This is a genomic window from Thiocystis violacea, assembly GCF_016583575.1.
In the GTDB taxonomy this organism is placed as follows: Bacteria; Pseudomonadota; Gammaproteobacteria; order Chromatiales; family Chromatiaceae; genus Thiocystis; species Thiocystis violacea.
The window spans coordinates 1-22,594 of the sequence record NZ_NRRG01000058.1; the positions used below are offsets into that span (position 1 = coordinate 1).

Genomic DNA, 22,594 nt, shown 5'->3' on the forward strand with positions numbered 1-22,594 from the left:
AGTCTTATAAGGTTCAAGTTCGTCAAAGATTGGCCGAAGGACTTCCCATTCTTCATCGGAAAGGTCGCTCGGATATCTCAAAGGCCATTTTTCCAGGTCTGAAGTCATCATAATCCGCGAATTAGAATCCGTATTTTGTATAGATTTGGCGGATTTTATGGTGCCAGGCTCTTTGAAATCAAGGGTTTAGTTTTTAGACATCCTCTAAATGTAAGTTAATGGTTGGCGCATAACAAGCCGCTCAAGCCGACCCATCGCGGTTGGGGTGAACAAGAGTGAACCCCAACATTCGTAGCGCAAATCGCCCAACAAAAGGTGAATGAGCGGACCACGCGGATGGCGGGGCGCTTTTCATGTAACTCGGTGCCGGCTGGACGGCTTGAGAGCTAGTCGTTGGAAAAGGCGGGGGAATCGCGGGAGAGATGACGCGTCCGTTGCGTCGCGTATTTGGCCCGTCGGCGACCCGGCTAGCGAGCCGCCGGCGACTGGGCCTCCGTCAGGCCTGGACCCATTCGCCGAAGTTGTCGGTGTTCTTTTCCTCGCCGTCGCCGTAGCCCGCCTCGTAGGGATCGGTGAGCCGCTGCTCCTCGCGCTTGGGGTTGCGCAGAAAGCCACATTGCCAACCCTGAATGTATTCGTCGTTGACGCCCATCTGTTCCATCTTGGTCACGGCGTCGTAGTAGAACTGATTCATTTCCGGTCTCCGAGCGATTTTTGTTGGTGAGGGCGTCGTCGGTCAGGACTTCGCCAACTCGATTTATTTCGATAGACGGATCAAATACCGACAACCCTGATCCGCCCAGTCCTCTCTCTAGCTCGACTCTCGGACGGAGCGCCACCCCGAACCGAGGGCGCGATCGCGGGGACGAGAAGGGGCATAAGAATACAGCGTTTTTCTAATAGGTGACAAGTACGCTTGGGCGCTCGGGACGCCCCAGGACCCGACGCCCTGTGTCGATCCGCGACGACTTGCGAAGCGCTGGATCGGCACGCATATGCCCTGAATTGGCTCCGGACTCGCCGGCGCGGGCTTCCTGGGCGGGGCACTTCGCCAGTATCGCACGTCTCGATGATCCGCCCTCGGCGGCGACCGTGCGGGCATCACCCGGATTTTCACGCGACCTGGAGGTTTCCACCCCGTCATGCGACCAGCTCATTTGCTTCGCGTCCTGGATCGCGAGTTCGTCAGCACCATCGATGGTCATCACACCCCGGTCATGCTCTGGGGTCCGCCAGGCGTGGGCAAGTCCCAGATGGTCGCGCGCATCGCCGAGCGTCACGCGGCGCCGGTGATCGATATCCGTCTGTCGCAGATGGAGCCGAGCGATCTGCGCGGCATCCCCTTCCGCAACGGCGAACGGGTCGAATGGGCCATCCCGGCGATCCTGCCGGACGCCGAACGCCATGGCCCAAGCGGCATCCTCTTTCTCGACGAGATCACCTCGGCGCCGCCCGTCGTCTCGGCGGCCGCCTATCAGTTGATTCTGGACCGTCGGCTTGGCGAGTACGTCGTCCCCGCCGGCTGGGCCATCTTCGCCGCCGGTAACCGTCAGGGCGATCGTGGCGTCACCTATAGCATGCCGGCGCCGCTGGCCAACCGCTTCTCGCACTTCGAGGTCGAGACCCATCTGGACGACTGGGTGGCTTGGGCCTATGACAGCGGCATCGACGAGCGGATCATCGCCTTTCTGCGCTTCCGGCCGGAGTTGCTGTTCGATTTCGATCCGGCGCACAACCCCATCGCCTTCCCCTCGCCGCGCTCCTGGGAGTTCGCCCATCGGGGCTTAAGGAAATTCGAGGACCAGCCCGATCTACTGCAAGGCACGCTCCAGGCGTGCGTGGGACCGGCGGCCGGGATCGAGCTGGCGGCCTTCGTCAATAGCCTCGACCAGATGCCGGATCTGGATGCCATCGTCCGAGGGGAAAGAGTCTCGGTGCCGCGCGAGATCGATCTTCAGTACGCGGTCGCCGCCGCGCTGGTCGGCCGGGCGATCCGCTCGCTGAACGAACCGGACGGGCCTGGGATCATCGGCCACATCCTCCAGTACGCGGGGCGTTTCCCGCAGCGCGAGATGGGCGTCATGCTGGTCTCGGATCTGCACCGGGCGGTTGGCGAGCGGCTGTTCGAGGTGCCCGCCTTCGCCGACTGGGCGCGCCTCGTGTCGGACGTGATGCTCTATGACTGAGAGCGCGACGGCCCAAGGCGTCTCCGCCGCCATCGAGACCAAGCTGGCGGCGGCGCGCACGCGCCTGATCCTGGATAAGCCATTTCTCGGGGCACTGGTGCTGCGTCTGCCCATGCATCCGGCCAAGCCGGACTGGTGCCCGACCACCGCGACCGATGCGCGGGCCTTCTACTTCAACCCGGCCTATATCGATTCGCTGAGCCTGGAGCAGACCCAGTTCATGCTCGCCCACGAGGCGCTGCACTGCGCACTCTCGCACTTCGCGCGCCGTCAGCACCGTCTCCAGCATGCCTGGGATCTGGCCTGCGATTACGCGATCAATCCGCTCCTGATCGAGGATGGACTCAAGCCCCCGCCGAACGCCCTGGTGATGCCGCTCTACAAGGGGCTGACGGCCGAGGAGATCTACCCGCTGATCGACGACCGGGACGAGTCGGAGACCCTGGACACCCATGCCTATGACGCGGACAACCGGCGTGGAGGGAACCGCTCGGGTCTGAGCGAGAAGGATCTCGACAAACGGCGAGGCCCCCGGACGCGCACGGAGCCCGAGGGACGCCAGGGACGACAGGCCGGAACCGAGCGCGGCGAACCGACGCCGGAAGCGAGCGCCGGCGCGCCCCAGCCGCTAAGTCCGGACGAACGCGAAACCCTGTCCGTGCAATGGCGTCAACGTCTCGCCGGGGCGGCGCAACAGGCCATGCAGGCCGGCAAGCTGGGCGGCGAGCTGGCGCGTCAGATCGACCATCTGCTCCAACCCCAACTGCCCTGGCGCATGCTGCTGGCCCGTTACCTGACCGCCCTGGCGCGGGACGATTACAGCTATCAGCGGCCCTCTCGACGCGAGGGCGATTTCATCCTGCCGAGCCTGCGCAGCCAGCAACTGGATCTGGTCGTGGCGATCGACACCTCCGGCTCCATCAAGGATTCCGAGCTCGATGAGTTCATTCAGGAGATCGACGCGCTCAAGGGACAGGTGCGGGCGCGCGTGACCCTGCTCCCCTGCGACAGCGCGCTGTGCGAGGGCGCGCCCTTCCGTTTCGAGCCCTGGGAGGAATTCGTTCGGCCCAAGCGACTCCAGGGTGGTGGCGGGACCAGTTTCCGGCCCGTCTTCGAGTGGATCGCACGCACGGGGCTTCAGCCCGATCTGCTGGTCTACTTCACCGACGCCAAGGGCGACTTCCCGGAGTCCGAACCCGCCTATCCGGTGACCTGGCTGGTCAAGGGTCGCTCCGGGGTTCCCTGGGGGCAGCGCATCCAGCTCAATTGACTTGACCCCGCGCGAGCCCCGAGTTCATTGTTCTTCCACCCTGATTCAGGTCGCCATCGCCCATACTCGTGGCCACTGTCCAACAGCCAACCGCCGCCAACCCGAGCCCGGCGGACAGTCCGCCCACCCGAGCCAACCATGACCAACCACAAGTCCAGCCATCGTTTGAGACAGGCCCTGGTCGCGGCCAGCGTCCTGGCGCTGATCGGCGCCAGCCCGGCGCGCGGCCTGGATTTTGATCTTCCCGACATGGGCAGTTCCGCCGACAGCATCATGACCACGGGTGCCGAGGCGCGTCTGGGCAAGGCGTTCATGCGCAGTGTCCGCGAGGCTTTGCCGGTCCTCGATGACCCGCTGCTCACCGACTATGTCGAATCGCTCGGGGCCACCCTGCTCACGGCGGATCGCCTGGCCGCCAGCCCGTTCAATTTCTTCGTCATCGATCAACCCGTGGTCAATGCCTTCGCCGGTCCGGGCGGAAACATCGGCGTCTATGTCGGCCTGATCCTGGCGGCCGAGACCGAAAGCGAACTGGCCGCCGTCATGGCCCATGAGATCGCCCACGTCACCCAGCGCCACCTGATGCGCGGCGTGGAGAATCAGAACAAGGCGATCGTGCCGGCCACCGCGCTCCTGATCGCGGCGGCCATCCTGGGCGCGCAGGTCTCGGCGGACGCGGGTGTGGCGGCGATCGCGGGCATTCAGGCCGCGACCCTCCAGCGCCAGATCAATTTCACCCGCGACAATGAGCAGGAGGCCGACCGTCTCGGCATCGCCACCCTGTCCAAGGCCGGCTTCGACCCCTACGCGATGCCCGGATTCTTCGAGCGGCTCGCCCGATCCAGCCGGGTGTACGAGAACAACGCGCCCGAGTTCCTCCTCACCCACCCGGTCAATACCAACCGCATCGCCGACGCCCTGGGCCGCGCGGACGACGTCGGCGCCCGTCAGCGACCCGACAGCCTGCGTTTCCAACTGGCCCGCGCGAAATTGCGGGGGCACGCCTACAAGCGCCCGGAACAGGCGGTCGCGCATTTTCGCGAGACGCTGCGCGAAGGTCGCCATCGCGACGAGACCGCCGAGCGTTACGGCTACGCGCTGGCCCTGGAGCGCGCCGGCAAGCTCGCCGAGGCCGAGGAACTAACCGCCAAACTACTGGCGGCGCACCCCAGTCTCCCCGAGTTCATCATCCTGGAGGCCCAGCTCGACATGCGACAGGGGCGTCTCGACCAGGCCATCAAGAACCTCGCACAGGCCATCGGCCTCTCCTCGGACAACTGGCCGCTGCGCGTGGCCCATGCCGAGATGCTCATGAAGGCCGGCCGGCACGACAAGGCGATCGACGAGCTGACGACGGTCGCGAGGCTGCGCCCCGGCAACGCCCTGTTGTACGATAGGCTGGAGCAGGCGTCCTTCAAGAGCGGAAACCAGGCGGCCACCCACCGCTTCCGTGCCGAAAGACTCTATGCCGAAGGGGATACCGAACCCGCGATTCGCCAACTTGAGATCGCGCTTCGCCAACGCGATATTCCCTATCACGAAGCGGCCCGGATTCAGGCGCGACTCGATGCCTGGAAAGAAGAAGAGCGTGACGAAAAGCGCGACAAAAAAGGAAAAGGCCGAGGAACGGACCAGCGGGGATTCAACCCCGCGGCCGAATAATCATTCAACGAGGAGACCTCCCATGATGATCGACCACCGCATGACCCCCGCCTGGACCGGGCCGCGCCTCTAAACCAGGATGCGATGATCCGGCTTGCGCATGACGAGCCCGCTCGCCAACCCTGCCTGGGCGACGCGGCGCCAACCCGTTTGAACACCCACATTCGTCGGGACGCGCCTCGGCCCGAGTCGTCGCGCGTCTCGTCGAACCTTTCTCTCACCACTGATGCTTGACAGGAGATCCTTCATGATCGACGCCAAACGCAGAATTCTATTGAAAGGCTCACTGGCCGCCGGTTCGGTCGGCGTGGCCGTTGGCGCCGGACTGCTGACACCCCGGCTCGTCCTGGCGGAGTGGAACGAGGCGGCCTTTCACGCCAAGGACATCCCCTCGGCCCTAACCGCCAGCATGGGCAGCGACGCGGCCGAGACCAGCGACAAGATCAAGATCAAGGCGCCGGACATCGCCGAGAACGGCGCCGTGGTGCCGGTCACGGTCGAGACCGACCTGGAAGGCGTGACCTCGATCGCCATCATCGCCGCCGAGAACCAAACCCCCCTGATCGCCTCCTTCGAGCTGGCCGAATCCGCCCTGCCCTTCGTGTCGACGCGGATCAAGATGGCCAAGACCGCCGATGTGGTGGCCATCGTCAAGGTCGGCGACAAGCTTTACCAGAACGCCAAGAACGTCAAGGTCACCATCGGCGGCTGCGGCGGCTGATCGAGATCGGCATCACGTCCGCGACGCGAGCTGACCCACGAACACGAGGAAACACACGATGTCCGATATCAAGATCCGCGCCAAGCTGAGTGACGACGAAACCACCGTCAAGTGTCTGATGAATCACGTTATGGAGACAGGTCTGCGCAAGGACAGCAAGACCGGGGAGATCGTCCCCGCCCACTTCATTCAAGAGGTGGTTTGCAAGGTCAAGGGCCAGGTCGTCATGACCGCCGCCTGGAGCGGTGGTGTCTCCAAGAACCCCTACCTGTCGTTCAAGTTCAAGGGCGGCGCGGTCGGCGATCCGGTCGAGGTCTCCTGGACCGACAACAAGGGCGAGAGCCAGAGCGCGACCGACGCCATCGCCTGAGGAGCGCGCCAAGCGCCGGCGATGACGGCCCCGCCCTGGCGGGGCCGTCGCGTTTGGGGGACGGGAGGCTCAGCGCGAACGCAGGCGCTCGGCATGCCGCAGGACATGGGCATCGTTCAGCGGACCCGTGTAGATCTTGGGCTCCCCTTCCGGACGACGACGAAAACGTTTGTAGGGCCAGAGATACTGTTCCGGACAGGTCATGACACAGGCCTCGATCCCCCGATTCAGCGCGGTCGCCGCCTCGATGTCATCCTCGCTGTCGATTCCCTCCGGCGCGGGGATACAGTGGATGACGAAGCCGAGTTCGCCTTGCCGCCGCTCGGCGAACATGAAAATCACCGGCGCCCCGGTCCGCCGCGCCAGACGATTGACCAGCAGCATGGTCAGGGCGGGGACGCCGAAGAACGGCGCGAACACGGCGCCCTTGCGCGCCCTGGGCTCCTGATCCGGCAGGACGCCGACATAATCGCCGCGCTCCAGCGCCTGGACCAGCACCCGGATCCCCTTGGGCGTGATGGGCGCCAGTTCCGCGCCACTGCGCGCGCGCGCGGCGCGGATCATGTCGTCCAGATATTGTTGGGGCTTGTAGAAGATGGCCGTCCGCCCTTGCGCCGCGAGATAGAGCCCGGCCAGTTCCCAGGCACCGAGGTGCGGCGACAGCACGATCAGGCCCCGGCCGTCCCGACGTCTCAGCAGTTCGGCTCCCCGGACCTCGCGCACCAGCGACAGCACCCGATCGGCCGGTCTGAGCCAGAGGTAGGCGATCTCGAAATAGGTCTTGCCGAATTCACTCAGGTTGCGATCACGCAGGCGCCTTTGCTCGTCTTCCGTCAGTCGTGGCAGGCAGATGGCGATGTTCATCAGCGCGTTGCGGCGCTGGCGATTCGGCCAGCGCGCGGTGATCCAACCCGCGCCCGCGCCGATCCGATGGATGAGCGGCAAGGGCAACCGGGAGACCAGATACATGAGCAGACGCAGGGTCCGATCCTTGAGCGCGAACCCAAACGGCCGCGACTCCTTCGTTGATATGCTCGCCAAGCGCTTCTCCTGGAAAAGCGATCCAGACCCCTGGTGGCCTCGGGGGTGACAGGAACCGACCAATTGCTACACTGCGGGCTCACCGCCCCATGACACAACTACTCGCCTTTCTGCGGAAAGGCCGCATGACAACAATAACCACCACCAATAACGACCACCAAACGAGGAATCATCGCCATGAGCGACGCTCTGCCAACCGGCCTGACACCCCAGGAAGCCATTGAGATGCTCCAATCCCATCCTCAGGCCGTCCTCGTCGACATCCGATCGTCGATGGAATTCCTGTTCGTCGGACATCCCAAGGGCGCCGTGCACGTCGCCTGGATCGACGAACCGGACTGGGTGGTCAACCCACACTTCGTCACAGAGATCCGCAAACTGCTACTTGGCGGCGCGATCTGCGACAAGGAGATCTCCAACTGCGCCCCCGTGATCTTGATCTGCCGCAGCGGCAAACGCTCGCTGGAAGCCGGCAAGGCGCTGATCCAGGAGGGATTCCGATCCGTCTTTCATGTCGACGAGGGTTTCGAGGGCGAGCTGGACGAGAATCACCACCGCGGCAGTGTCGGCGGCTGGCGCTTTCACGGGCTCCCCTGGGAGCAATGCTGAGAGGTTGTGAACGTTCAACCCGGCCTGGGCTCGACCCGTAGGATGGGCAGAGCGAGAGCGATGCCCATCCTGTACGCTCCGAGGCTCAAGATACAAGGACGGGCCGAGCGAAATCGAGCCCATTATCTTTCAAGCTACGAGGCGCTTGCCTGAATGGCCTTGGATGATTTCCAGGCAGGTTAGTTAAGCTCGCGAAGCACCGAGCGGCAAGGGTACGCGATGCTTACCCTTGCCGCTCCCGGACACTGGCCTCAGGCGCTCACCAGGCGTTGGATATCGAGTTTGACGTCGATGGCGGAGCAGACCGTCGGCGGACGATGGCCCGCCTCGTCACGCTGATCGACCAGTTGCTGAAGGCTGATCTTGTTCAGATGCTCGTAGATGCGATCGCTGAGATCGTGCCAGAGATCATGCGTCAGACAGGGACCGTTGTTCTGGCAGTTGTGAGCCCCGCCACAACGGGTGGTATCCACGCTTTCGTCGACGGCGGCGATCACCTCCGCGACCGGGATGTCGGCGGGCGGGCGGGCCAGGTTGTAACCGCCGCCGGGACCGCGCACGCTGGTCACGAGCGCGCGCTTGCGCAGCTTCGCGAAGAGCTGCTCAAGATAGGACAGCGAGATGCCCTGGCGCTGGGCGATGTCGGCCAGCGCGATCGGCCCATGGCCCTGATGGATGGCCAGATCCAGCATCGCGGTCACGGCGTAGCGGCCTTTTGTCGTCAGTCTCACGGGCACCCCCTCTTGCATGACTTCGGCGGCGAATCATACGTTACCCGAGCATTACGATCAATTAAGCCCCACGCCTTATCGGGGCATCCGTCGGCGCGACCTCGGGCTGGGTCGCGGGCTCGATCGCCATCGAATCCAGGTCCGCGTCGTGCTCGAAATGGTGCATGATCCCCCGCCCTTCCAGCGCCCGCGACATGGACTCCAGCCGCTGATCCATGTGATGGATGTGGTCGAGCATCCGGTTGATGGCGTTGGCGACCGGATCGGGCGCGTCGCGGGTCGCGCCATAGGCATCGAAGCCCATGCGCTTGGCGGTATCGGCGCGCCGGCGCGTGGTGGCGTCAGGACTCGGCTCGATGATGCGCCCAGGCACGCCCACGGCGGTCGCGCCGGCTGGAACCGACTTGACGACCACGGCGTTCGAGCCGATCCGCGCGCCGTCGCCGATCTCGATCGGACCCAGCACCTTGGCCCCGGCCCCGACCACGACATCCCGCCCCAGGGTCGGGTGACGCTTGCCTTTTTGCCAGCTCGTGCCGCCCAGGGTCACACCGTGGTAGAGGGTGCAGTCCTCGCCGATGACCGCGGTCTCGCCGATCACCACGCCCATGCCGTGGTCGATGAAGAAGCGCCGCCCGATCACCGCGCCGGGGTGGATCTCGATGCCGGTGAAGAAGCGGGCGAGGGTCGAGAGCACCCGCGCCAGCCATTTGAAATCGCGCCGCCATAGCGGATGCGCCAGCCGGTGCATCAAGACCGCGTGCAGACCCGGATAGGTGGTGAGGATCTCGAAGGCGTTGCGGGCGGCCGGATCGCGCTCGAAGACGCAGGCGATGTCTTCCCTCAGTCGATCGAACATGAACCTCCTTACAGCTCGCTCGCGGGATTGGCCGCGGTTTCCGGAGTCTCGCCGGAGCGCGCGAAACGTCCCGGACGCTTGCGCCCCTGGGCGGCGCTCAGGATTCCGCGCAGGATATTCAGCTCGACGCGATCGGGTCGGGCACGATTGAAGAGTCGCCGCAACCGCCGCATCAGACTCCGCGACTGCTCGGGGTCGCTGAAGCCGAGGTGTCGCAGGGTCTCGGCCAGATGGCCGAACAGCCCTTCCATCTCCTCGGCGCTCGCGAGATTCCTGGGACTGTCCGTCAGACGCTCGCCGCCGCTTTCGCGCGCGCACCGGCGGATCTCGTAGGCCAGCACCTGGGCGGCGGCGGCGATATTCAGCGAGCTGAACTCCGCGTCGGTCGGGATATGGACGAGGAAATGACAACGGGCCAGTTCCTCGTTGGTCAGACCCGAGCTTTCGCGCCCCAGGACCAGGGCCACCTCACCCTCGGCGGCCTCGGCGAGCAGACGACGGGCGCATTCGGGCGGCTCCAGCAGCGGCCACTCGATCGACCGCCGCCGGGCGCTGGCGCCGATCACCAGCCGGCAGCCTGTCAGCGCCTCGGTCAGGCTCGGGTGGATCCCCGCCCGCTCCAGCAGGTCGTCCGCGCCCGAGGCACGGGCCAGCGCCTCGGCGTCCGGCGGCTGTCTGGGCGCCACCAGCTCCATCCGCGACAGGCCCATGGTCTTGAGCGCCCGCGCCACGGCGCCGATGTTGCCGGTGTGGGTGGTCTCGACCAGCACGAAGCGGATTCGCGCCAGCGACTGGGTCATTTGGTCTATCATGAGCGGCTCAATCTTCAAGAATCTCGCTGTCTCTTCCCGACTATGATACAGCGACCGCCCTGGATATCCCGCAACCGATGCACCCAAGCCTCAACATCGCCATCCGCGCCGCGCGCAGCGCCGGCAAGATCATCCTTCGGTACTCGGATCGGGTCGACCAGATCAAATTCGAGTCCAAGAGCCGCAACGACTTCGTCAGCGACATCGACCGCGCCGCCGAGGCCGCCATCATCCAGGAACTGCGAAGCCGCTTTCCCAGCCACTCCATCCTCGCCGAGGAGAGCGGCGCGCAGGGTCACGGAGACTATCAGTGGATCATCGACCCGCTGGACGGGACGACCAATTATCTGCATGGCTTCCCGCAATACGCCGTTTCCATCGCCCTCCTGCACAAGGGACAGCTCGAATGTGGCGTGGTCTACGATCCGCTGCGCGAGGAGCTGTTCACTGCCGCGCGCGGCCAGGGCGCCCAGCTCAACGACCGCAAGATCCGCGTCACCAGCCGCCCCTCGCTCGAAGGCGCCCTGATCGGCACCGGCTTCCCCTTCCGCGATCAACGCCACATCGACACCTATCTCGGCATGTTCAAGGCCATGACCCTGGCCACCGCCGGACTGCGACGCCCCGGCTCGGCCGCGCTGGATCTGGCCTATGTCGCCGCCGGTCGCACCGATGGCTTCTGGGAGCTGGGGCTTTCGTCCTGGGATTGCGCGGCGGGCGCGCTGCTGGTCAAGGAGGCCGGCGGCCGTATCAGCGACCTCTCCGGTGGCGAGCGCTTCCTGGACACCGGCAACATGATCGCCGGCAGCGTCAAGGTGCATGGCGCCATGCTGGAACTGCTGCGCCCCTTCCTGAACGATCAGTTGCGGGCCTGAGTCCCCAGGGCTCCAGCGACCTTGTAGGGGTTGCCGCAATCGGTCGCTTTGTGAGGAACCCTACAGCGAACGGCCCGCGCCTTTCCTAATAAAAACAAATATTAGAGAAACGGCATAAACCCTGCATGACGGCCCCAAAGCGAACGCCTTGGAGCCCCGAATGAAGCAAAAAGACATCACCGCCCTGCTCGACGAGCCGGCCTGCGCGCACAACACCAAGGCCAAGTCGGGCTGCGCCAAGCCCAAGCCGGGGGCGACGGCGGGCGGCTGTGCCTTCGATGGGGCGCAGATCGCGCTGCTGCCGATCGCCGATGTCGCCCATATCGTGCATGGCTCCATCGCCTGCGCCGGCAACTCCTGGGACAACCGGGGGGCGCGCTCGACCGGCCCGGCGCTCTATAAGATCGGCATGACGACCGACCTGACCGAGCAGGACGTCATCATGGGACGCGGCGAGAAGCGTCTCTTCCACTCCATCAAGCAGGCGATCGAGAGCTACCAGCCGGCGGCGGTCTTCGTCTACAACACCTGCGTACCGGCCCTCACCGGCGACGACATCAAGGCCGTCTGCAAGGAGGCGCAGGCACGCTGGGGGACACCCGTGGTGCCGGTCGACGCGGCCGGTTTCTATGGAACCAAGAACCTCGGCAACCGCATCGCTGGCGAGACCATGGTCCGCCATGTCTGCGGCGGCCGCGAGCCGGATCCGCTCCCCGAGGGGATCGAAAGGGACGGCGTCAAGGTCCACGACATCTGTCTGGTCGGCGAGTACAACATCGCCGGCGAACTCTGGCGGGTGATGCCGCTGTTCGACGAGCTGGGTCTGCGGGTGCTGTGCAGCCTCTCCGGCGACGCCCGCTTCCGCGAGGTGCAGACCATGCACCGCTCGGAGGTCAACATGATGGTCTGCTCCAAGGCCATGATCAACGTGGCCCGCAAGCTCAAGGACGCCTTCGGCACGCCCTGGTTCGAAGGCAGTTTCTATGGGGTCGCGGACGTCTCACAGGCGCTGCGCGACTTCGCCCGCCTCATCGACGACCCGGATCTGACCGCCCGCGCCGAGACGCTGATCGCCCGCGAGGAGGCGCGCATCCACGAGGCCCTGGAGCCCTGGCGTCAGCGCCTCAAGGGCCGCAAGGTGCTGCTCTACACCGGCGGGGTGAAGTCTTGGTCAGTGATCTCGGCGCTCCAGGATCTCGGCATGACCGTGGTCGCGACCGGCACCCGCAAGTCGACCGAGGAAGACAAGGCGCGCATCCGCGAGCTGATGGGCGAGGACGCGGTGATGCTCGACGAGGGCAATCCGCGCGTGCTGATCGACATGGTGCGCAACCAAGGGGTCGATGTGCTGATCGCCGGCGGGCGCAACCTCTACACCGCGCTCAAGGCGCGCATCCCCTTCCTCGACATCAATCAGGAACGCGAATTCGGCTATGCCGGCTACGAGGGCATGCTGGAGCTGGCGCGTCAGCTCTGTCTGACCATCGAGAGCCCGATCTGGGAGGCGGTGCGCCGTCCCGCGCCCTGGGCGCGCGCCGCAGTCGCGTCCGACCCCTCGAACGAGTCCTCGCCCGCGGACCCCGTTGAAACCCCATCCCCGGCCTTGGAGGCGCGTCATGCCTGAGATCATCAAGCGCAAGAAGGCTCTTTCGGTCAGCCCGCTCAAGGCCAGCTCGACCGTCGGTGCGGCGCTCGCCTTCCTCGGCTTCAACCGTGCCATCCCCATGCTGCATGGCTCGCAGGGTTGTTCGGCCTTCGGCAAGATCCTCTTCGTGCGGCATTTCCGCGAGCCCATCCCGCTTCAGACCACCGCCATCGATCAGGTGAGCGCCGTCATGGGCAGCCAGGACATGGTGATCGAGGGTCTCAAGACCCTCTGCGACAAGAACAAGCCCGACCTAATCGGGCTGCCGACCACCGGCCTGGTGGAGATGCAGGGCGCGGACATCAAGATGGCGGTGCGCGTCTTCCGCCAGACCTATCCGCAGTATGATGCGATCCCCATCGTTCCGGTCTCCACCCCGGATTTCGTCGGCTCCATGGAGTCGGGCTACGCCGAGGCCACCCTGGCGATCATCGAAACCCTGGTCCCGACCGCCGAGGAGGCCGGGACTCAGCCCGGCCGCCGTCGCCGGCAGGTCAACGTCCTGGCCGGCTCGCACCTGACGCCTGGCGACCTGGAACATCTCAAGGATCTGATCGAGCTGTTCGGTCTGCGCCCGGTGGTGCTGCCCGATCTCTCGGATTCGCTCGACGGACACCTGCCCGAGGCCGACTACAGCGCGCTCACCATCGGCGGCGCGCTGGTGAGCGAGCTGGCGACCCTGGGCGATGCCCTGGCGACCCTGGTGATAGGCGGTTCCATGAACCTGGCGGCGGACGCGCTCAAGGCCCGCACCGGCGTCCCCGACCATCGCTTCGCCCATCTCATGGGCCTGGAGGCGGTCGACGCCCTGGTCGCGACCCTGGCCGAGATCGCTGAAGCGCCCGTGCCGGCGCGTATCGAGCGCCAGCGCGCCCAGCTCCAGGACGCCATGCTCGACAGCCATTTCATGCTCGGCATGGCGCGCCTCGCCATCGCCGCCGACCCCGACCTGCTGGTCGGTCTGACCCAGATGCTCGCGGGCGTCGGCGCGGAGACGGTCGTCGCCGTGGCCCCGATCAACGCACCGGGACTGGCCGACGCGGTTTGCGATCAGGTCAAGATCGGCGACCTGGAGGATCTGGAGATCGGCGCGCGCGCCAACCGGGCCGAACTGCTCATCACCAACTCGCACGGCGTCCACACCGCCCAACGCCTCGGCATTCCGCTGTTGCGCGCCGGCTTCCCCCAATACGACCTGGTCGGCGGCTACAGCCGCACCTGGATCGGCTACCTGGGCACCCGCGCGACCCTGTTCGACCTGGCCAACCTGCTGCTGAGCCTGGAGAAGGGCGAGATCCACCCCTATCGCTCGCCGCTCAAGCAATGGCCCGCCAACGAACGCGGCAAGGACGTCAAACACGCCGCGTAGGATGGGAAGAGCGCAGCGAAACCCATCATCCCCGTCAGGAACGGAGATCCCATGACCGTGGAACGACGCCTGAGAATCCTTCGTTGTCGTAGCGAGGCACAAGAGATGAGCACCGAGGTTCGAGTGGCCTTCGCCACCTCCGACATGAAGCACGTCGACCAGCACTTCGGCGCGGCCGAGGCATTTGCCATCTATGCGATCGGGCAGGACGCGGCGAGCCTGGTCGAGGTCATCCAGTTCGGCCAACTCGGCATGGACGGCAACGAGGACAAGCTGGCGGCCAAGATCGAGGCGCTCCAGGGCTGCATCGCCGTCTATTGCCAGGCGATCGGAGCCTCGGCGGTCAATCAGCTCCGACCCCATGGCATTCAGCCGGTCAAGGTCACCCCCGGAACGCCACTGGCCATGGCCATCTGCTCGCTCCAGACAGAGATGCGCGAAGGCCCCAGCGCCTGGCTGGCGCGCGCCATCGAGAACCAGACCCCAGGGCGCGCTGGCCGCTTCGACGCGATGGAGGCCGAGGGATGGAGCGAGTAATCGAGGAAACCGTGACCGTGGTCGCCGTGGCGGATGGGCACGCCTGGGTGGAGGCGAACCGGCGCTCCGCCTGCGGTCACTGCGGCCGCGCCGAAAGTTGCGGAACCGGAACGCTGGCCAAGCTCTTCCGTCACGGCCCCCACCGTCTGAGGATCGCCGATCCGGTCGGGCTGCGCGAGGGCGAACGGGTAACGATCGGCATCTCGGCTGACACCCTGATCCGCGCCTCGCTGACCGCCTACCTGCTCCCACTCGCGACACTGGTCGCCGCCGCCGGATTGGGAACCGCCTGGGGCCTGCCCGAGGGCGCGGTCGCGCTGTTCGGGATCGCTGGACTCGGCGCGGGTCTCTGGCTGGGCGGCGCGCTGACCGGCGGGGTCGCCGGACGGGACCTCTACCGCCCGACCCTGGCGCGCCGGACGACCCAGGCGCGCCTGGTCCAGCTCGACCCGACGGCCGCCGCCCGAACACTGGATTCAAGCCCGGGAATCACCCCTTCACTCATTTCGAGGCACGAACCATGACCGAAACACTCACGCCAGTCGTCGAGAACGAAGGGCTCCTCAAGTCCGCCTTCGTCATCGAGATGGTGCGCCAGATGCGCGCCATCGACCCCTACGGCCAATACGACCGACTCTCCACCAGCGAGATCCTGGAACCCTTCATCCTGACCAAGGAGAAGAAGCGCGAGATCCCCATCATCGGTGACCCCGACGAGTTGGTCATCGCGCGTGTCAAGGTCTTCTACAACGCCATCTCGGCCATGATCGAGTCCGAATGCGGACTCATGGCCGTGCCGCTGGTCAACCTGACCCACGAAGGCTTCGGGCGCGCGCTCATCACGGTCGGCAAGCTGGTCGTCATGGACCGCACGGTGCGCGATGTCCATCGCTTCGGCTTCCCCAGTCTCTCCAAGATGAAGGACGAGGCCGACAAGGTCCTCTCCGTCGCCCTGGAGTTGATCGGCCAACACTCGAAGGTCGCCGGACTCTGATCCGCGCGGCGCGCCCAACCCGTTCAGGAAGCCAGCCATGAATCCAGAAGAGCTCAAGGCGCTCGAAAAGGCCGTCATGAAGGCCAAGCGCATCGCCTCCGAGAGGGCCAGCGAAATGCACGACCTGGTCGAGGACCGCCTGCCCGCCGCCTACGAGGAGATCCCCGCGATCGCCCAGGCGACCTACGACGCCTGCAAAGCCTGGGCCGAGGCCAACGCCCGGCTCAAGGCGGCCAACGGATAGGGGCGCGTTGGGGGCGAGTGGCCCCCGCCGTCCTCCCGGCCCGACCCGGGCCGAACCAGACCATCATTTTTCACACACAAGCGCCCAACCGCGCGGGATTCGGAGAACCGAAATGTCTGTCATCACGGGAATTACCAGGGGCGGCGTCGCATGGACGCCCGCTTTCATCGTCGCCCTCAATCAGCAGAAATGCATTGGCTGCGGGCGCTGCTACAAGGTCTGTCCGCGGAGCGTCTTCGAGCTGATCGATCGTGAGGATCTGGATCTCGAGGAGGATTCGGAGAATTATGACGACGATTTCGACGACGAAGCGCCGGGAATGGTCATGAACCTCAAGGATCTGCTCGACTGCATCGGCTGCGAGGCCTGCTCGCGGGTGTGTCCCAATAACTGTCTGTCGCACGAACCTCAGACGATCGCTGCCTGAGTGAGAGGTCGCATCGGTCGTCAGCGATCGGAATGACACCGGCTCTTGCCTGGAACGCCAAAGGCAAGAGTCCCCTCTCCAAAAAGCCCCCTCTATCGTTCCGCATCGCTTGGCGAGCCTTATGGATCGGCAGGGAGTCTCGCCCCGAGAGATCCGCGAACGTATCTGGGTCAACCAGCCCTCGACGCTTAACCATCGCGTCCTTAGCCGGATCTGGAAGCCATCGATTGCGCGCGCCGACCCAAGCGCCCGTTTTCCGGTTACCGAACTGGGCGAGATCCACCCCGCCGGCCGAAAAATACGTGATCCAGTTCTCAATTTCGACATCCGACCGACCGACCGACGAACGGTATTCAAAACAGTCCGACAGACGGATGTGCCAAACATCCATTTGAAAAACGGTGTTTTTACCGATTTTGGCGGCTCGCAATGATCGCCCTACCGAGCAAGAAAAGCCCGTCCCCTCCTAAGTCACCGGCGATTCGCCGTGCTTTCTCCAAACTATAATTTGAATCGGACACGACTCAAGACTCTCAGCGAGGAGGACGTTGTGAACATTCTCACTAAGCTTTCTGTCGTTCTGCTGTCAACGTTCTCTGTGCTGGCGAGCGCGGAGGAGTGGTATGCGGGCACGACATTCATCAGTTCCGGTGACAGCGATGCTTGCGTCATCGTGAGGTTCAAGGCAGGAACCGATTTTTATACCCTGAGTCAGGCGGACGGTCTCTATAGCACCATCACCTCTCTCCTCACCGACCAGGATCTCGGTGATGTTACCCTCAGCCACATCACGCCCTCCCAGAATCACGAGGATGGAATCAGCGGGGAAAGTCTGGCGAATTATTTTCTATCGAATGGAACCGCCGTCTGCACCATGGGAGGACAGTCAGTGGATGCGGTTGGCTTCATCAGCACCTTTCCCTGTGAATATCAGAACGAAAACCAGATGTGTTTTCGGCTCTATGTCGATACCGGCGAACTTGATCTGACGATGATTGGAATCCCTCAAGCTCCGGCCGCCCTGGGTGGCGTATTCATCAAGCGCGAAGTCTGGAACGCGGTTTATGGATTGATCTCGGGCAATTCAGGAAGCCTCCCCTTTGGAATGTCGCGTAATGACATGGGTGAAGAGGCCTTATCGGGGATGCTAGAGCCCATGGCGACTTCGCTTAGGCTCATCTTGCCCGGAAACGAGTGATCCCCGCGCTCAAGAGCATGAGTACCGCCAGCGTTCGCCCGGCCGAATTCAGCCACCCCTCGGGGTGGCTGCCGTTCATGCTCCTGTTCATCGCGTTCACCCACATTCCAATAGCCCATGCCTGGCACACGATCCAGCATGGTCTCATCACCGAAGCGGCCTACCAGGCCCTGCCTGGCCCAGTCAGACTCGCATTCAGACCCTACCTGAGCCGCGTCAAATTGGGCTCCATGGCCCCCGATGCCATCCAGGACTGGGAGAATCACGAGATCGACCTGCATTCCTCCGATGCCGAGGCCGGGCGGGCACTCGACCACCTCCAGGAACTGTCCGAGGAGTTGATTCTCGGCCTGCGCAACGGCGAGGCGAGCCGTGCCCATGCGCTCGGGATATTCCTTCACTATGTTCAGGATCTCAGTCACCCGCTGCACACGGACGACGACCCGAGCGAAACCCCGCCGCTGCATCAAGCCGAGGAGGTGAGCACCTGGAGTCGACGGGCCGATCTCCAATTCGCCGATCCCGGACCCCGGCTCTGGACGGACATCCAGACCTGGGCGAATGAGCGAATCCCGCTGACCAATCGGCTCCATGCGCCCTGGATCGACGCGGCGATCGCGGGCACGGACACCTTGCCGCTCGCTCAAGTCAGCTTTCAAGAGGCGGTAGCCTCCACGCGGGATCTGTGGATGAGCTTGTGGTATCAGGCCAAATCCAGGCCGTCACGGGTCTTCACGCGGGTCAATCGAACCCTGGTTCAACCGGATCAGGAATTTCAGATCACGGTTACGTCGAATCGAGCGCTCGACGGGGAAGTCGACCTGAGTTGGCGTCGCGACGGGCGGACGAACCGCCCTGTTCGCTGGAGCCAGACCCTGGATAAGGGGCGGGCCTCGATCAAGGCGCCATCCGAGGAAGGGAAATTTCTGCTCGGCGTCCACACCAACGCCGGTAGCGCCGAGATCGGCATCCGCGTTAGCACGCGCGCCTATTTCGATCTATCGGAACTCAGTCCAATCGGATACGTGCTGGAGGCCCGCTGGCCAGGAACCTCCGCCTCCTTTCGGCATTTCCTGGCGCCTTGGGACATGATGGCCGTTGGAGGCGCCCTGGACGACCCGATGACCGAGGCGAATGAATCGAACGACTCCGCGTTCATACCAGGCCCCTTCACTCACATCATCACCTATCTCGGACGCGATCGTCTCGGCCAGCCCATCGCCATGGAAATGACCCAGAGGCTGACCCAGACGATCCATCAACTGCGCCTCGTGAGGCTACCCGAAGGCGAACCCGACGAGGCGCCGGATAGGCTCGGGCTGCCCTGGGTGGATATTTCAATGAGCGACCGGACCTGGCATTGGTCGCGTCCGTTTCATCCCTGGCAACGCGAGCGCATCGAAGCCGTGGCTCCCGCGTTGATCGCTCAACTGCAGGATGATTGGGAGGGCGAGTTCCCCTATCAACTTGAATTCACCTGGTCCGGCGTATTCACGGATACGAACCTATGGCTTGTCGACGATGGTCGGGGCGGCGGGGCTAGCTGCACGGATTACTGGCTTTCGCTATTCGAGGACATCGCCGGAATCTGCATCACTGGATCCCGTATTCCAGCCGCGGATCTCATCGATTATTTCCTGAACGATCCCATTGCCTCGAACATTGATATACCGGATGATCTCAATCCCTTCCCCTTTCCATTGACCACGCGGGACATATTGGAGTTGGGGTATACCCCGATCGATCCGCCCCCTCATCGGTTCGCCTGCCATGACGCTGCGGAGGTGGGAGTACCCATTCCAAGCCGCCTGATCCTGAGCCCGGATCTAGCCACCCCAACCTTCCTGCCGAATGCCCCGATCCTACCCTTGGGAACTACTCCGAGTTTCCCGCCGACCTGGGGCTTCGGTTTCCTTGGTGATCTGTTGGGCCTTTTGAGCGACGAGGAATCAGCGACCGCATCGCCCTGACTCGGCCCGTCGCTCTAGGAGATCGCGGCGCGGGATCCGGCACCGCCCAGGTTCCGATGGACGTTTTGGTCGCACCGCGCCCGATCCTTTACCATGATCGGATGAAAACCGATCCCTCTATTGCCTCGACTGGGGCCGTGAAACGCCGGTGTATCGCTGACCGATCGGGGTGCCAGCGGGCCAGGCCGATCCCGGTTGGCGGCGACGCTCTCGAACCAGAGCGCGGATCCTGGCGGCTGGACCGGCGTCTCTGGTGGTGCGCGATAGCGTTCTGGTTCTTGCTTGGCTGTCTATCCGCCGCCGCCAATCCAGTCGCGACCGAGAACGTCGTGGCGAGTCTGGTGGCGGAACGCACCCAGGTCGCTCCGGGCTCAAGCCTGGAACTGGCCCTGGTGCTCAGGATCCGGCCCGGCTGGCACACCTACTGGCGCAATCCCGGCGACTCCGGCGAGCCGCCCCGGCTGACCTGGATCCTGCCCGATGGGGTCATCGCCGGTCCGCTGCGCTGGCCGCTTCCCGAACGCATCCCGGTGGGTCCGCTGGCCAATTACGGCTACTCCGGGCAGGCGATTCATCCGCTGACCCTGGAGGTGCCGGAGGATTGGCCGGTCGGTGTGCCGCTGCCGCTGCGCGCACGGGCCGACTGGCTGGTGTGCGAGGAACACTGCGTCCCCGAGTCCGCCGAGTTGGCCCTGACACTCGCGACGGCGCCCAGCCCCGGACCAGCGGATCCCGAGGTCGCGGGGATCCTGGCGGTGGCCCGTGCCGGTCTGCCCGAGGGTCGTATCGATGGGGCTGTGCTGACCGCCACCGACCGGGGTCTGAGACTCTCCATCCCCTGGAAGGCGGGCCAGCCCTCGCCCGCCGAGGTCGCCTGGTTCGCGGGCGCCTGGGGTCTGATCGAACATGCCGCGCCGCAATCCTGGAGTTGGTCCGGCGATCGGCTGGAGATCGCCCTGACGCCGGGGAGCGCGGCCGAAAGCGCGGCGCCCGACGGACTGCTGGCCGTGACCGGAGCCGATGGCGCGGTCCGATCATTCGAGGTCGCGGTACGCCGCGCGGACACGGCGCTCGGGACCAAGACCGCCGACCAGAAGGCCCCGATCGGCCTGCCGCTAGCGCTGGCCTTCGCCCTGCTCGGCGGACTCATCCTCAATCTCATGCCCTGCGTCTTTCCGATCCTGGCGATGAAGGCCATGAGTCTGGTGCGCGGGATGGCGGGAGAGGGAGCCGACGAGGGGCGCGAACGCCTCCGGCATGGCCTCGCCTATACCGCCGGGGTGCTGGTCTTCTTCGGCGCCCTGGCTGGACTGCTGCTGGCCCTGCGCGCGGGTGGGGCCGCCATTGGCTGGGGCTTCCAGCTCCAGTACCCGCCCTTCGTCGCCCTCATGGCCTATGTCTTCCTGACGCTGGGATTGAGTCTGTCCGGGGCGGTGACCCTGGGCACCCGTCTCATGGGTCTGGGTGGCGCCCAGGTTGGGTCCGGGACGGCGGGTGCCTTCGGCACCGGCGCGCTGGCGGCCCTGGTCGCCGCGCCCTGCACCGCGCCCTTCATGGGGGCCGCGCTGGGCTATGCCGTCACACTGTCCTGGCCGCTGGCGCTGGCCATCATGCTGACCCTGGGTCTCGGACTGGCGCTGCCCTTTCTGCTGGTGTCGCTCCTGCCGGGGCTGGCGCGCCGGATGCCGAAACCCGGCCCCTGGATGGAGAGCCTCAAGCAGTTCCTGGCCTTTCCGCTCTATGGCGCCGCCGCCTGGCTGGTGTGGGTATTGAGCGTGCAGACCGGACCGGCGGGCGTGGCCGGCGTGCTCGCCGGCATGGTGCTGCTGGCCTTCGCGCTCTGGCTGCGCGAGCTGGGCGGCGGGCGGCAACCCTGGGTTCGGCGGGCGCGCCTCCTGGTCGTTGTGGCCAGTCTGGCGGGGGCGCTCGCCCTGGGACTCTCCACCACGCGCCTGGCACCGGTGGCGGCGAACGCGGTCGGCGACGAGGCCGCTGGTTTCGCGACGCCCTACACGGCGGACCGTCTGGAGGCGGCACGCGCCGAGGGCCGTCCGGTCTTCGTCAACATGACCGCCGCCTGGTGCATCACCTGCCTGGTCAACGAGCGGGTAGCCCTGGGAACCGCCGCCGTGACCGACGCCTTCCGCGAGCGGAATCTGCTCTATCTCAAGGGCGACTGGACCAACCGCGACCCGGCCATCACCGACTATCTGTCCGGTTTCGGGCGTAATGGGGTACCGCTCTATGTCTATTATCCCTCGGACGGAGAACCGCGCGTCCTGCCGCAGATCCTGACGCCGGATCTGGTGCTGGAGGCGCTGGCGGGATCGCCCTGATCCGCCACGCCATCATGCAACCACTCGGCCCGCCGGTCGTCGAAGCATGGCCGGAGAGTCGATTCACTCGTCTCGAATCAGGTCAACCACCCAGGAGAACCGCCATGCGCTCATTCATCCGTTCAGCCCAGTCACTGTCCATCCTGGCCCTGACCGTCGCCCTAGCGGCCGGCCCGGCCATCGCCGCCCTGCGGGTGGGCCAGCCCGCGCCGGCCTTCAGTGTCAGCGACACCAGCGGAAAGGTCTGGACCCTGGAGACCCTCGCCGGTCGGCCGGCGATCCTCGAATGGACCAATCACGACTGCCCCTTCGTGGTCAAACACTATGGCGCGGGCAACATGCAGGCGTTGCAAGCCGAGGCGAAGGACGCCGGCTATGTCTGGCTGTCGGTCGTCTCGTCCGCCCCCGGCAAGCAGGGGCATGTCAGCCCCAGCGAGGCCGATGATCTGACCCAGCGCCGCTCGGCGGTTCCGACCGCCGTGCTGCTCGACAGCGACGGCGTCATGGGTCGGACCTATGGGGCCATGACCACGCCGCACATGTACGTCATCGACGCTGGCGGCACCCTGGCGTACATGGGCGGCATCGACGACCGCCCGACCACCAACCCGGCCGATATCCAGGGCGCCACCAATCATGTGCGGGCCGCCATGACCGATCTGGCCGCCGGACAGGCGGTCGGCACACCCCTGACCCGTCCCTATGGCTGCTCGGTGAAATACTGAGCGGACCAACTCC

The 22,594-nt window shown here is 65.1% G+C and carries 24 protein-coding genes; 19 read left to right on the forward strand and 5 right to left on the reverse strand.

All coding sequences use genetic code 11. The annotated features are described in order from the left end of the window. Nucleotides 1–496: 496 nt before the first annotated feature. Entirely contained in the window at nt 497–694 is a 198-nt protein-coding gene (locus CKO27_RS20085) for an Alvin_2107 family globule sulfur oxidation protein (RefSeq protein WP_200376706.1), read from the reverse strand. Between the two features lie 448 nt (nt 695–1,142). On the opposite strand from CKO27_RS20085, the gene CKO27_RS20090 reads away from it, so the two are divergent. From CKO27_RS20090 to soxZ, 5 genes are all read left to right on the forward strand, one after another. After that, nucleotides 1,143–2,186, forward strand: coding sequence for an AAA family ATPase (locus CKO27_RS20090; protein WP_200376707.1), 1,044 nt, complete (start codon nt 1,143–1,145; stop codon nt 2,184–2,186). Further along, entirely contained in the window at nt 2,179–3,456 is a 1,278-nt protein-coding gene (locus tag CKO27_RS20095) for a vWA domain-containing protein (RefSeq protein WP_200376708.1), read from the forward strand. The genes CKO27_RS20090 and CKO27_RS20095 overlap by 8 nt, the downstream gene beginning before the upstream one ends. Nucleotides 3,457–3,594: 138 nt before the next feature. Further along, nucleotides 3,595–5,118, forward strand: a complete 1,524-nt coding sequence (locus tag CKO27_RS20100) for a M48 family metalloprotease (RefSeq protein ID WP_200376709.1) — start codon at nt 3,595–3,597, stop codon at nt 5,116–5,118. 247 nt (nt 5,119–5,365) lie between these two features. After that, the gene (soxY, locus tag CKO27_RS20105; RefSeq protein WP_200376710.1) at nt 5,366–5,839 is read left to right on the forward strand and encodes a thiosulfate oxidation carrier protein SoxY; all 474 of its coding nucleotides are present in this window, start codon (nt 5,366–5,368) and stop codon (nt 5,837–5,839) included. Between the two features lie 58 nt (nt 5,840–5,897). Next, nucleotides 5,898–6,209 carry a thiosulfate oxidation carrier complex protein SoxZ gene (gene soxZ / locus CKO27_RS20110; RefSeq protein ID WP_200376711.1) on the forward strand — a complete coding sequence of 104 codons (312 nt, stop codon included), beginning with the start codon at nt 5,898–5,900 and terminating at the stop codon, nt 6,207–6,209. 69 nt (nt 6,210–6,278) lie between these two features. On the opposite strand, the gene CKO27_RS20115 is transcribed toward soxZ, so the two are convergent. Next, nucleotides 6,279–7,250, reverse strand: coding sequence for a lysophospholipid acyltransferase family protein (locus tag CKO27_RS20115; RefSeq protein WP_242471030.1), 972 nt, complete (start codon nt 7,248–7,250; stop codon nt 6,279–6,281). Nucleotides 7,251–7,427: 177 nt separating this feature from the next. On the opposite strand from CKO27_RS20115, the gene CKO27_RS20120 reads away from it, so the two are divergent. Then, complete coding sequence (locus CKO27_RS20120) at nt 7,428–7,859, forward strand: rhodanese-like domain-containing protein (RefSeq protein ID WP_200376712.1); 432 nt, start codon at nt 7,428–7,430, stop codon at nt 7,857–7,859. Nucleotides 7,860–8,110: 251 nt separating this feature from the next. Here CKO27_RS20120 and iscR read toward each other — a convergent pair whose 3' ends face one another. The 3 genes from iscR to CKO27_RS20135 all read right to left on the reverse strand — a co-directional run bounded on the left by iscR (nt 8,111) and on the right by CKO27_RS20135 (nt 10,261). After that, complete coding sequence (iscR, locus tag CKO27_RS20125) at nt 8,111–8,590, reverse strand: Fe-S cluster assembly transcriptional regulator IscR (protein ID WP_200376713.1); 480 nt, start codon at nt 8,588–8,590, stop codon at nt 8,111–8,113. A gap of 61 nt (nt 8,591–8,651) precedes the next feature. Further along, nucleotides 8,652–9,449 (reverse strand): serine O-acetyltransferase, encoded by a 798-nt coding sequence (gene cysE, locus CKO27_RS20130; protein ID WP_200376714.1) that lies wholly within the window; start codon nt 9,447–9,449, stop codon nt 8,652–8,654. An 8-nt stretch (nt 9,450–9,457) separates the two neighbouring features. Then, the gene (locus CKO27_RS20135; RefSeq protein WP_242471031.1) at nt 9,458–10,261 is read right to left on the reverse strand and encodes an RNA methyltransferase; all 804 of its coding nucleotides are present in this window, start codon (nt 10,259–10,261) and stop codon (nt 9,458–9,460) included. A gap of 77 nt (nt 10,262–10,338) precedes the next feature. Between CKO27_RS20135 and CKO27_RS20140 the strand changes: the two genes are divergently transcribed. From CKO27_RS20140 to CKO27_RS20200, 13 genes are all read left to right on the forward strand, one after another. Beyond that, nucleotides 10,339–11,136: an inositol monophosphatase family protein gene (locus CKO27_RS20140; RefSeq protein ID WP_200376715.1), complete on the forward strand. Its 798-nt coding sequence runs from the start codon at nt 10,339–10,341 to the stop codon at nt 11,134–11,136. Nucleotides 11,137–11,296: 160 nt separating this feature from the next. Further along, on the forward strand, nt 11,297–12,760 hold the full coding sequence (nifE, locus tag CKO27_RS20145) for a nitrogenase iron-molybdenum cofactor biosynthesis protein NifE (protein ID WP_200376716.1): 1,464 nt from the start codon (nt 11,297–11,299) through the stop codon (nt 12,758–12,760). Beyond that, entirely contained in the window at nt 12,753–14,150 is a 1,398-nt protein-coding gene (nifN, locus tag CKO27_RS20150; RefSeq protein WP_200376717.1) for a nitrogenase iron-molybdenum cofactor biosynthesis protein NifN, read from the forward strand. Before nifE ends, nifN begins: the two co-directional genes overlap by 8 nt. Before the next feature lie 105 nt (nt 14,151–14,255). Next, nucleotides 14,256–14,687 carry a NifB/NifX family molybdenum-iron cluster-binding protein gene (locus CKO27_RS20155; protein ID WP_242471032.1) on the forward strand — a complete coding sequence of 144 codons (432 nt, stop codon included), beginning with the start codon at nt 14,256–14,258 and terminating at the stop codon, nt 14,685–14,687. Next, nucleotides 14,675–15,211, forward strand: coding sequence for a SoxR reducing system RseC family protein (locus tag CKO27_RS20160; RefSeq protein ID WP_200376719.1), 537 nt, complete (start codon nt 14,675–14,677; stop codon nt 15,209–15,211). The genes CKO27_RS20155 and CKO27_RS20160 overlap by 13 nt, the downstream gene beginning before the upstream one ends. Beyond that, nucleotides 15,208–15,681: a NifX-associated nitrogen fixation protein gene (locus tag CKO27_RS20165; protein ID WP_200376720.1), complete on the forward strand. Its 474-nt coding sequence runs from the start codon at nt 15,208–15,210 to the stop codon at nt 15,679–15,681. Before CKO27_RS20160 ends, CKO27_RS20165 begins: the two co-directional genes overlap by 4 nt. Before the next feature lie 37 nt (nt 15,682–15,718). Further along, nucleotides 15,719–15,925 (forward strand): CCE_0567 family metalloprotein, encoded by a 207-nt coding sequence (locus CKO27_RS20170; protein ID WP_200376721.1) that lies wholly within the window; start codon nt 15,719–15,721, stop codon nt 15,923–15,925. 112 nt (nt 15,926–16,037) lie between these two features. Continuing rightward, entirely contained in the window at nt 16,038–16,352 is a 315-nt protein-coding gene (fdxB, locus tag CKO27_RS20175) for a ferredoxin III, nif-specific (protein WP_200376722.1), read from the forward strand. A gap of 121 nt (nt 16,353–16,473) precedes the next feature. Beyond that, nucleotides 16,474–16,785: a hypothetical protein gene (locus CKO27_RS20180; protein ID WP_200376723.1), complete on the forward strand. Its 312-nt coding sequence runs from the start codon at nt 16,474–16,476 to the stop codon at nt 16,783–16,785. Between the two features lie 117 nt (nt 16,786–16,902). Continuing rightward, a complete protein-coding gene (locus tag CKO27_RS20185) occupies nt 16,903–17,550 on the forward strand; it encodes a hypothetical protein (RefSeq protein ID WP_200376724.1) in 648 nt (215 codons plus the stop codon). A gap of 17 nt (nt 17,551–17,567) precedes the next feature. Next, a complete protein-coding gene (locus CKO27_RS20190; RefSeq protein WP_200376725.1) occupies nt 17,568–19,520 on the forward strand; it encodes a phospholipase C/P1 nuclease family protein in 1,953 nt (650 codons plus the stop codon). A 278-nt stretch (nt 19,521–19,798) separates the two neighbouring features. After that, nucleotides 19,799–21,856: a protein-disulfide reductase DsbD family protein gene (locus CKO27_RS20195; protein ID WP_242471033.1), complete on the forward strand. Its 2,058-nt coding sequence runs from the start codon at nt 19,799–19,801 to the stop codon at nt 21,854–21,856. A gap of 104 nt (nt 21,857–21,960) precedes the next feature. Next, complete coding sequence (locus CKO27_RS20200; RefSeq protein ID WP_200376727.1) at nt 21,961–22,581, forward strand: redoxin domain-containing protein; 621 nt, start codon at nt 21,961–21,963, stop codon at nt 22,579–22,581. Nucleotides 22,582–22,594: the final 13 nt, after the last annotated feature.

Coding starts and splice junctions, on each gene's coding strand:
- soxZ (WP_200376711.1), top strand. CDS start 5,898: ATGTCCGATATCAAGATCCGCGCCAAGCTGAGTGACGACGAAACCACC.
- CKO27_RS20155 (WP_242471032.1), top strand. CDS start 14,256: ATGAGCACCGAGGTTCGAGTGGCCTTCGCCACCTCCGACATGAAGCAC.
- CKO27_RS20100 (WP_200376709.1), top strand. CDS start 3,595: ATGACCAACCACAAGTCCAGCCATCGTTTGAGACAGGCCCTGGTCGCG.
- fdxB (WP_200376722.1), top strand. CDS start 16,038: ATGTCTGTCATCACGGGAATTACCAGGGGCGGCGTCGCATGGACGCCC.
- CKO27_RS20140 (WP_200376715.1), top strand. CDS start 10,339: ATGCACCCAAGCCTCAACATCGCCATCCGCGCCGCGCGCAGCGCCGGC.
- nifE (WP_200376716.1), top strand. CDS start 11,297: ATGAAGCAAAAAGACATCACCGCCCTGCTCGACGAGCCGGCCTGCGCG.
- CKO27_RS20165 (WP_200376720.1), top strand. CDS start 15,208: ATGACCGAAACACTCACGCCAGTCGTCGAGAACGAAGGGCTCCTCAAG.
- cysE (WP_200376714.1), bottom strand. CDS start 9,449: ATGTTCGATCGACTGAGGGAAGACATCGCCTGCGTCTTCGAGCGCGAT.
- nifN (WP_200376717.1), top strand. CDS start 12,753: ATGCCTGAGATCATCAAGCGCAAGAAGGCTCTTTCGGTCAGCCCGCTC.
- soxY (WP_200376710.1), top strand. CDS start 5,366: ATGATCGACGCCAAACGCAGAATTCTATTGAAAGGCTCACTGGCCGCC.
- CKO27_RS20085 (WP_200376706.1), bottom strand. CDS start 694: ATGAATCAGTTCTACTACGACGCCGTGACCAAGATGGAACAGATGGGC.
- CKO27_RS20180 (WP_200376723.1), top strand. CDS start 16,474: ATGGATCGGCAGGGAGTCTCGCCCCGAGAGATCCGCGAACGTATCTGG.
- CKO27_RS20190 (WP_200376725.1), top strand. CDS start 17,568: ATGAGTACCGCCAGCGTTCGCCCGGCCGAATTCAGCCACCCCTCGGGG.
- CKO27_RS20160 (WP_200376719.1), top strand. CDS start 14,675: ATGGAGCGAGTAATCGAGGAAACCGTGACCGTGGTCGCCGTGGCGGAT.
- CKO27_RS20135 (WP_242471031.1), bottom strand. CDS start 10,261: ATGATAGACCAAATGACCCAGTCGCTGGCGCGAATCCGCTTCGTGCTG.
- CKO27_RS20095 (WP_200376708.1), top strand. CDS start 2,179: ATGACTGAGAGCGCGACGGCCCAAGGCGTCTCCGCCGCCATCGAGACC.
- CKO27_RS20200 (WP_200376727.1), top strand. CDS start 21,961: ATGCGCTCATTCATCCGTTCAGCCCAGTCACTGTCCATCCTGGCCCTG.
- CKO27_RS20090 (WP_200376707.1), top strand. CDS start 1,143: ATGCGACCAGCTCATTTGCTTCGCGTCCTGGATCGCGAGTTCGTCAGC.
- CKO27_RS20170 (WP_200376721.1), top strand. CDS start 15,719: ATGAATCCAGAAGAGCTCAAGGCGCTCGAAAAGGCCGTCATGAAGGCC.
- CKO27_RS20120 (WP_200376712.1), top strand. CDS start 7,428: ATGAGCGACGCTCTGCCAACCGGCCTGACACCCCAGGAAGCCATTGAG.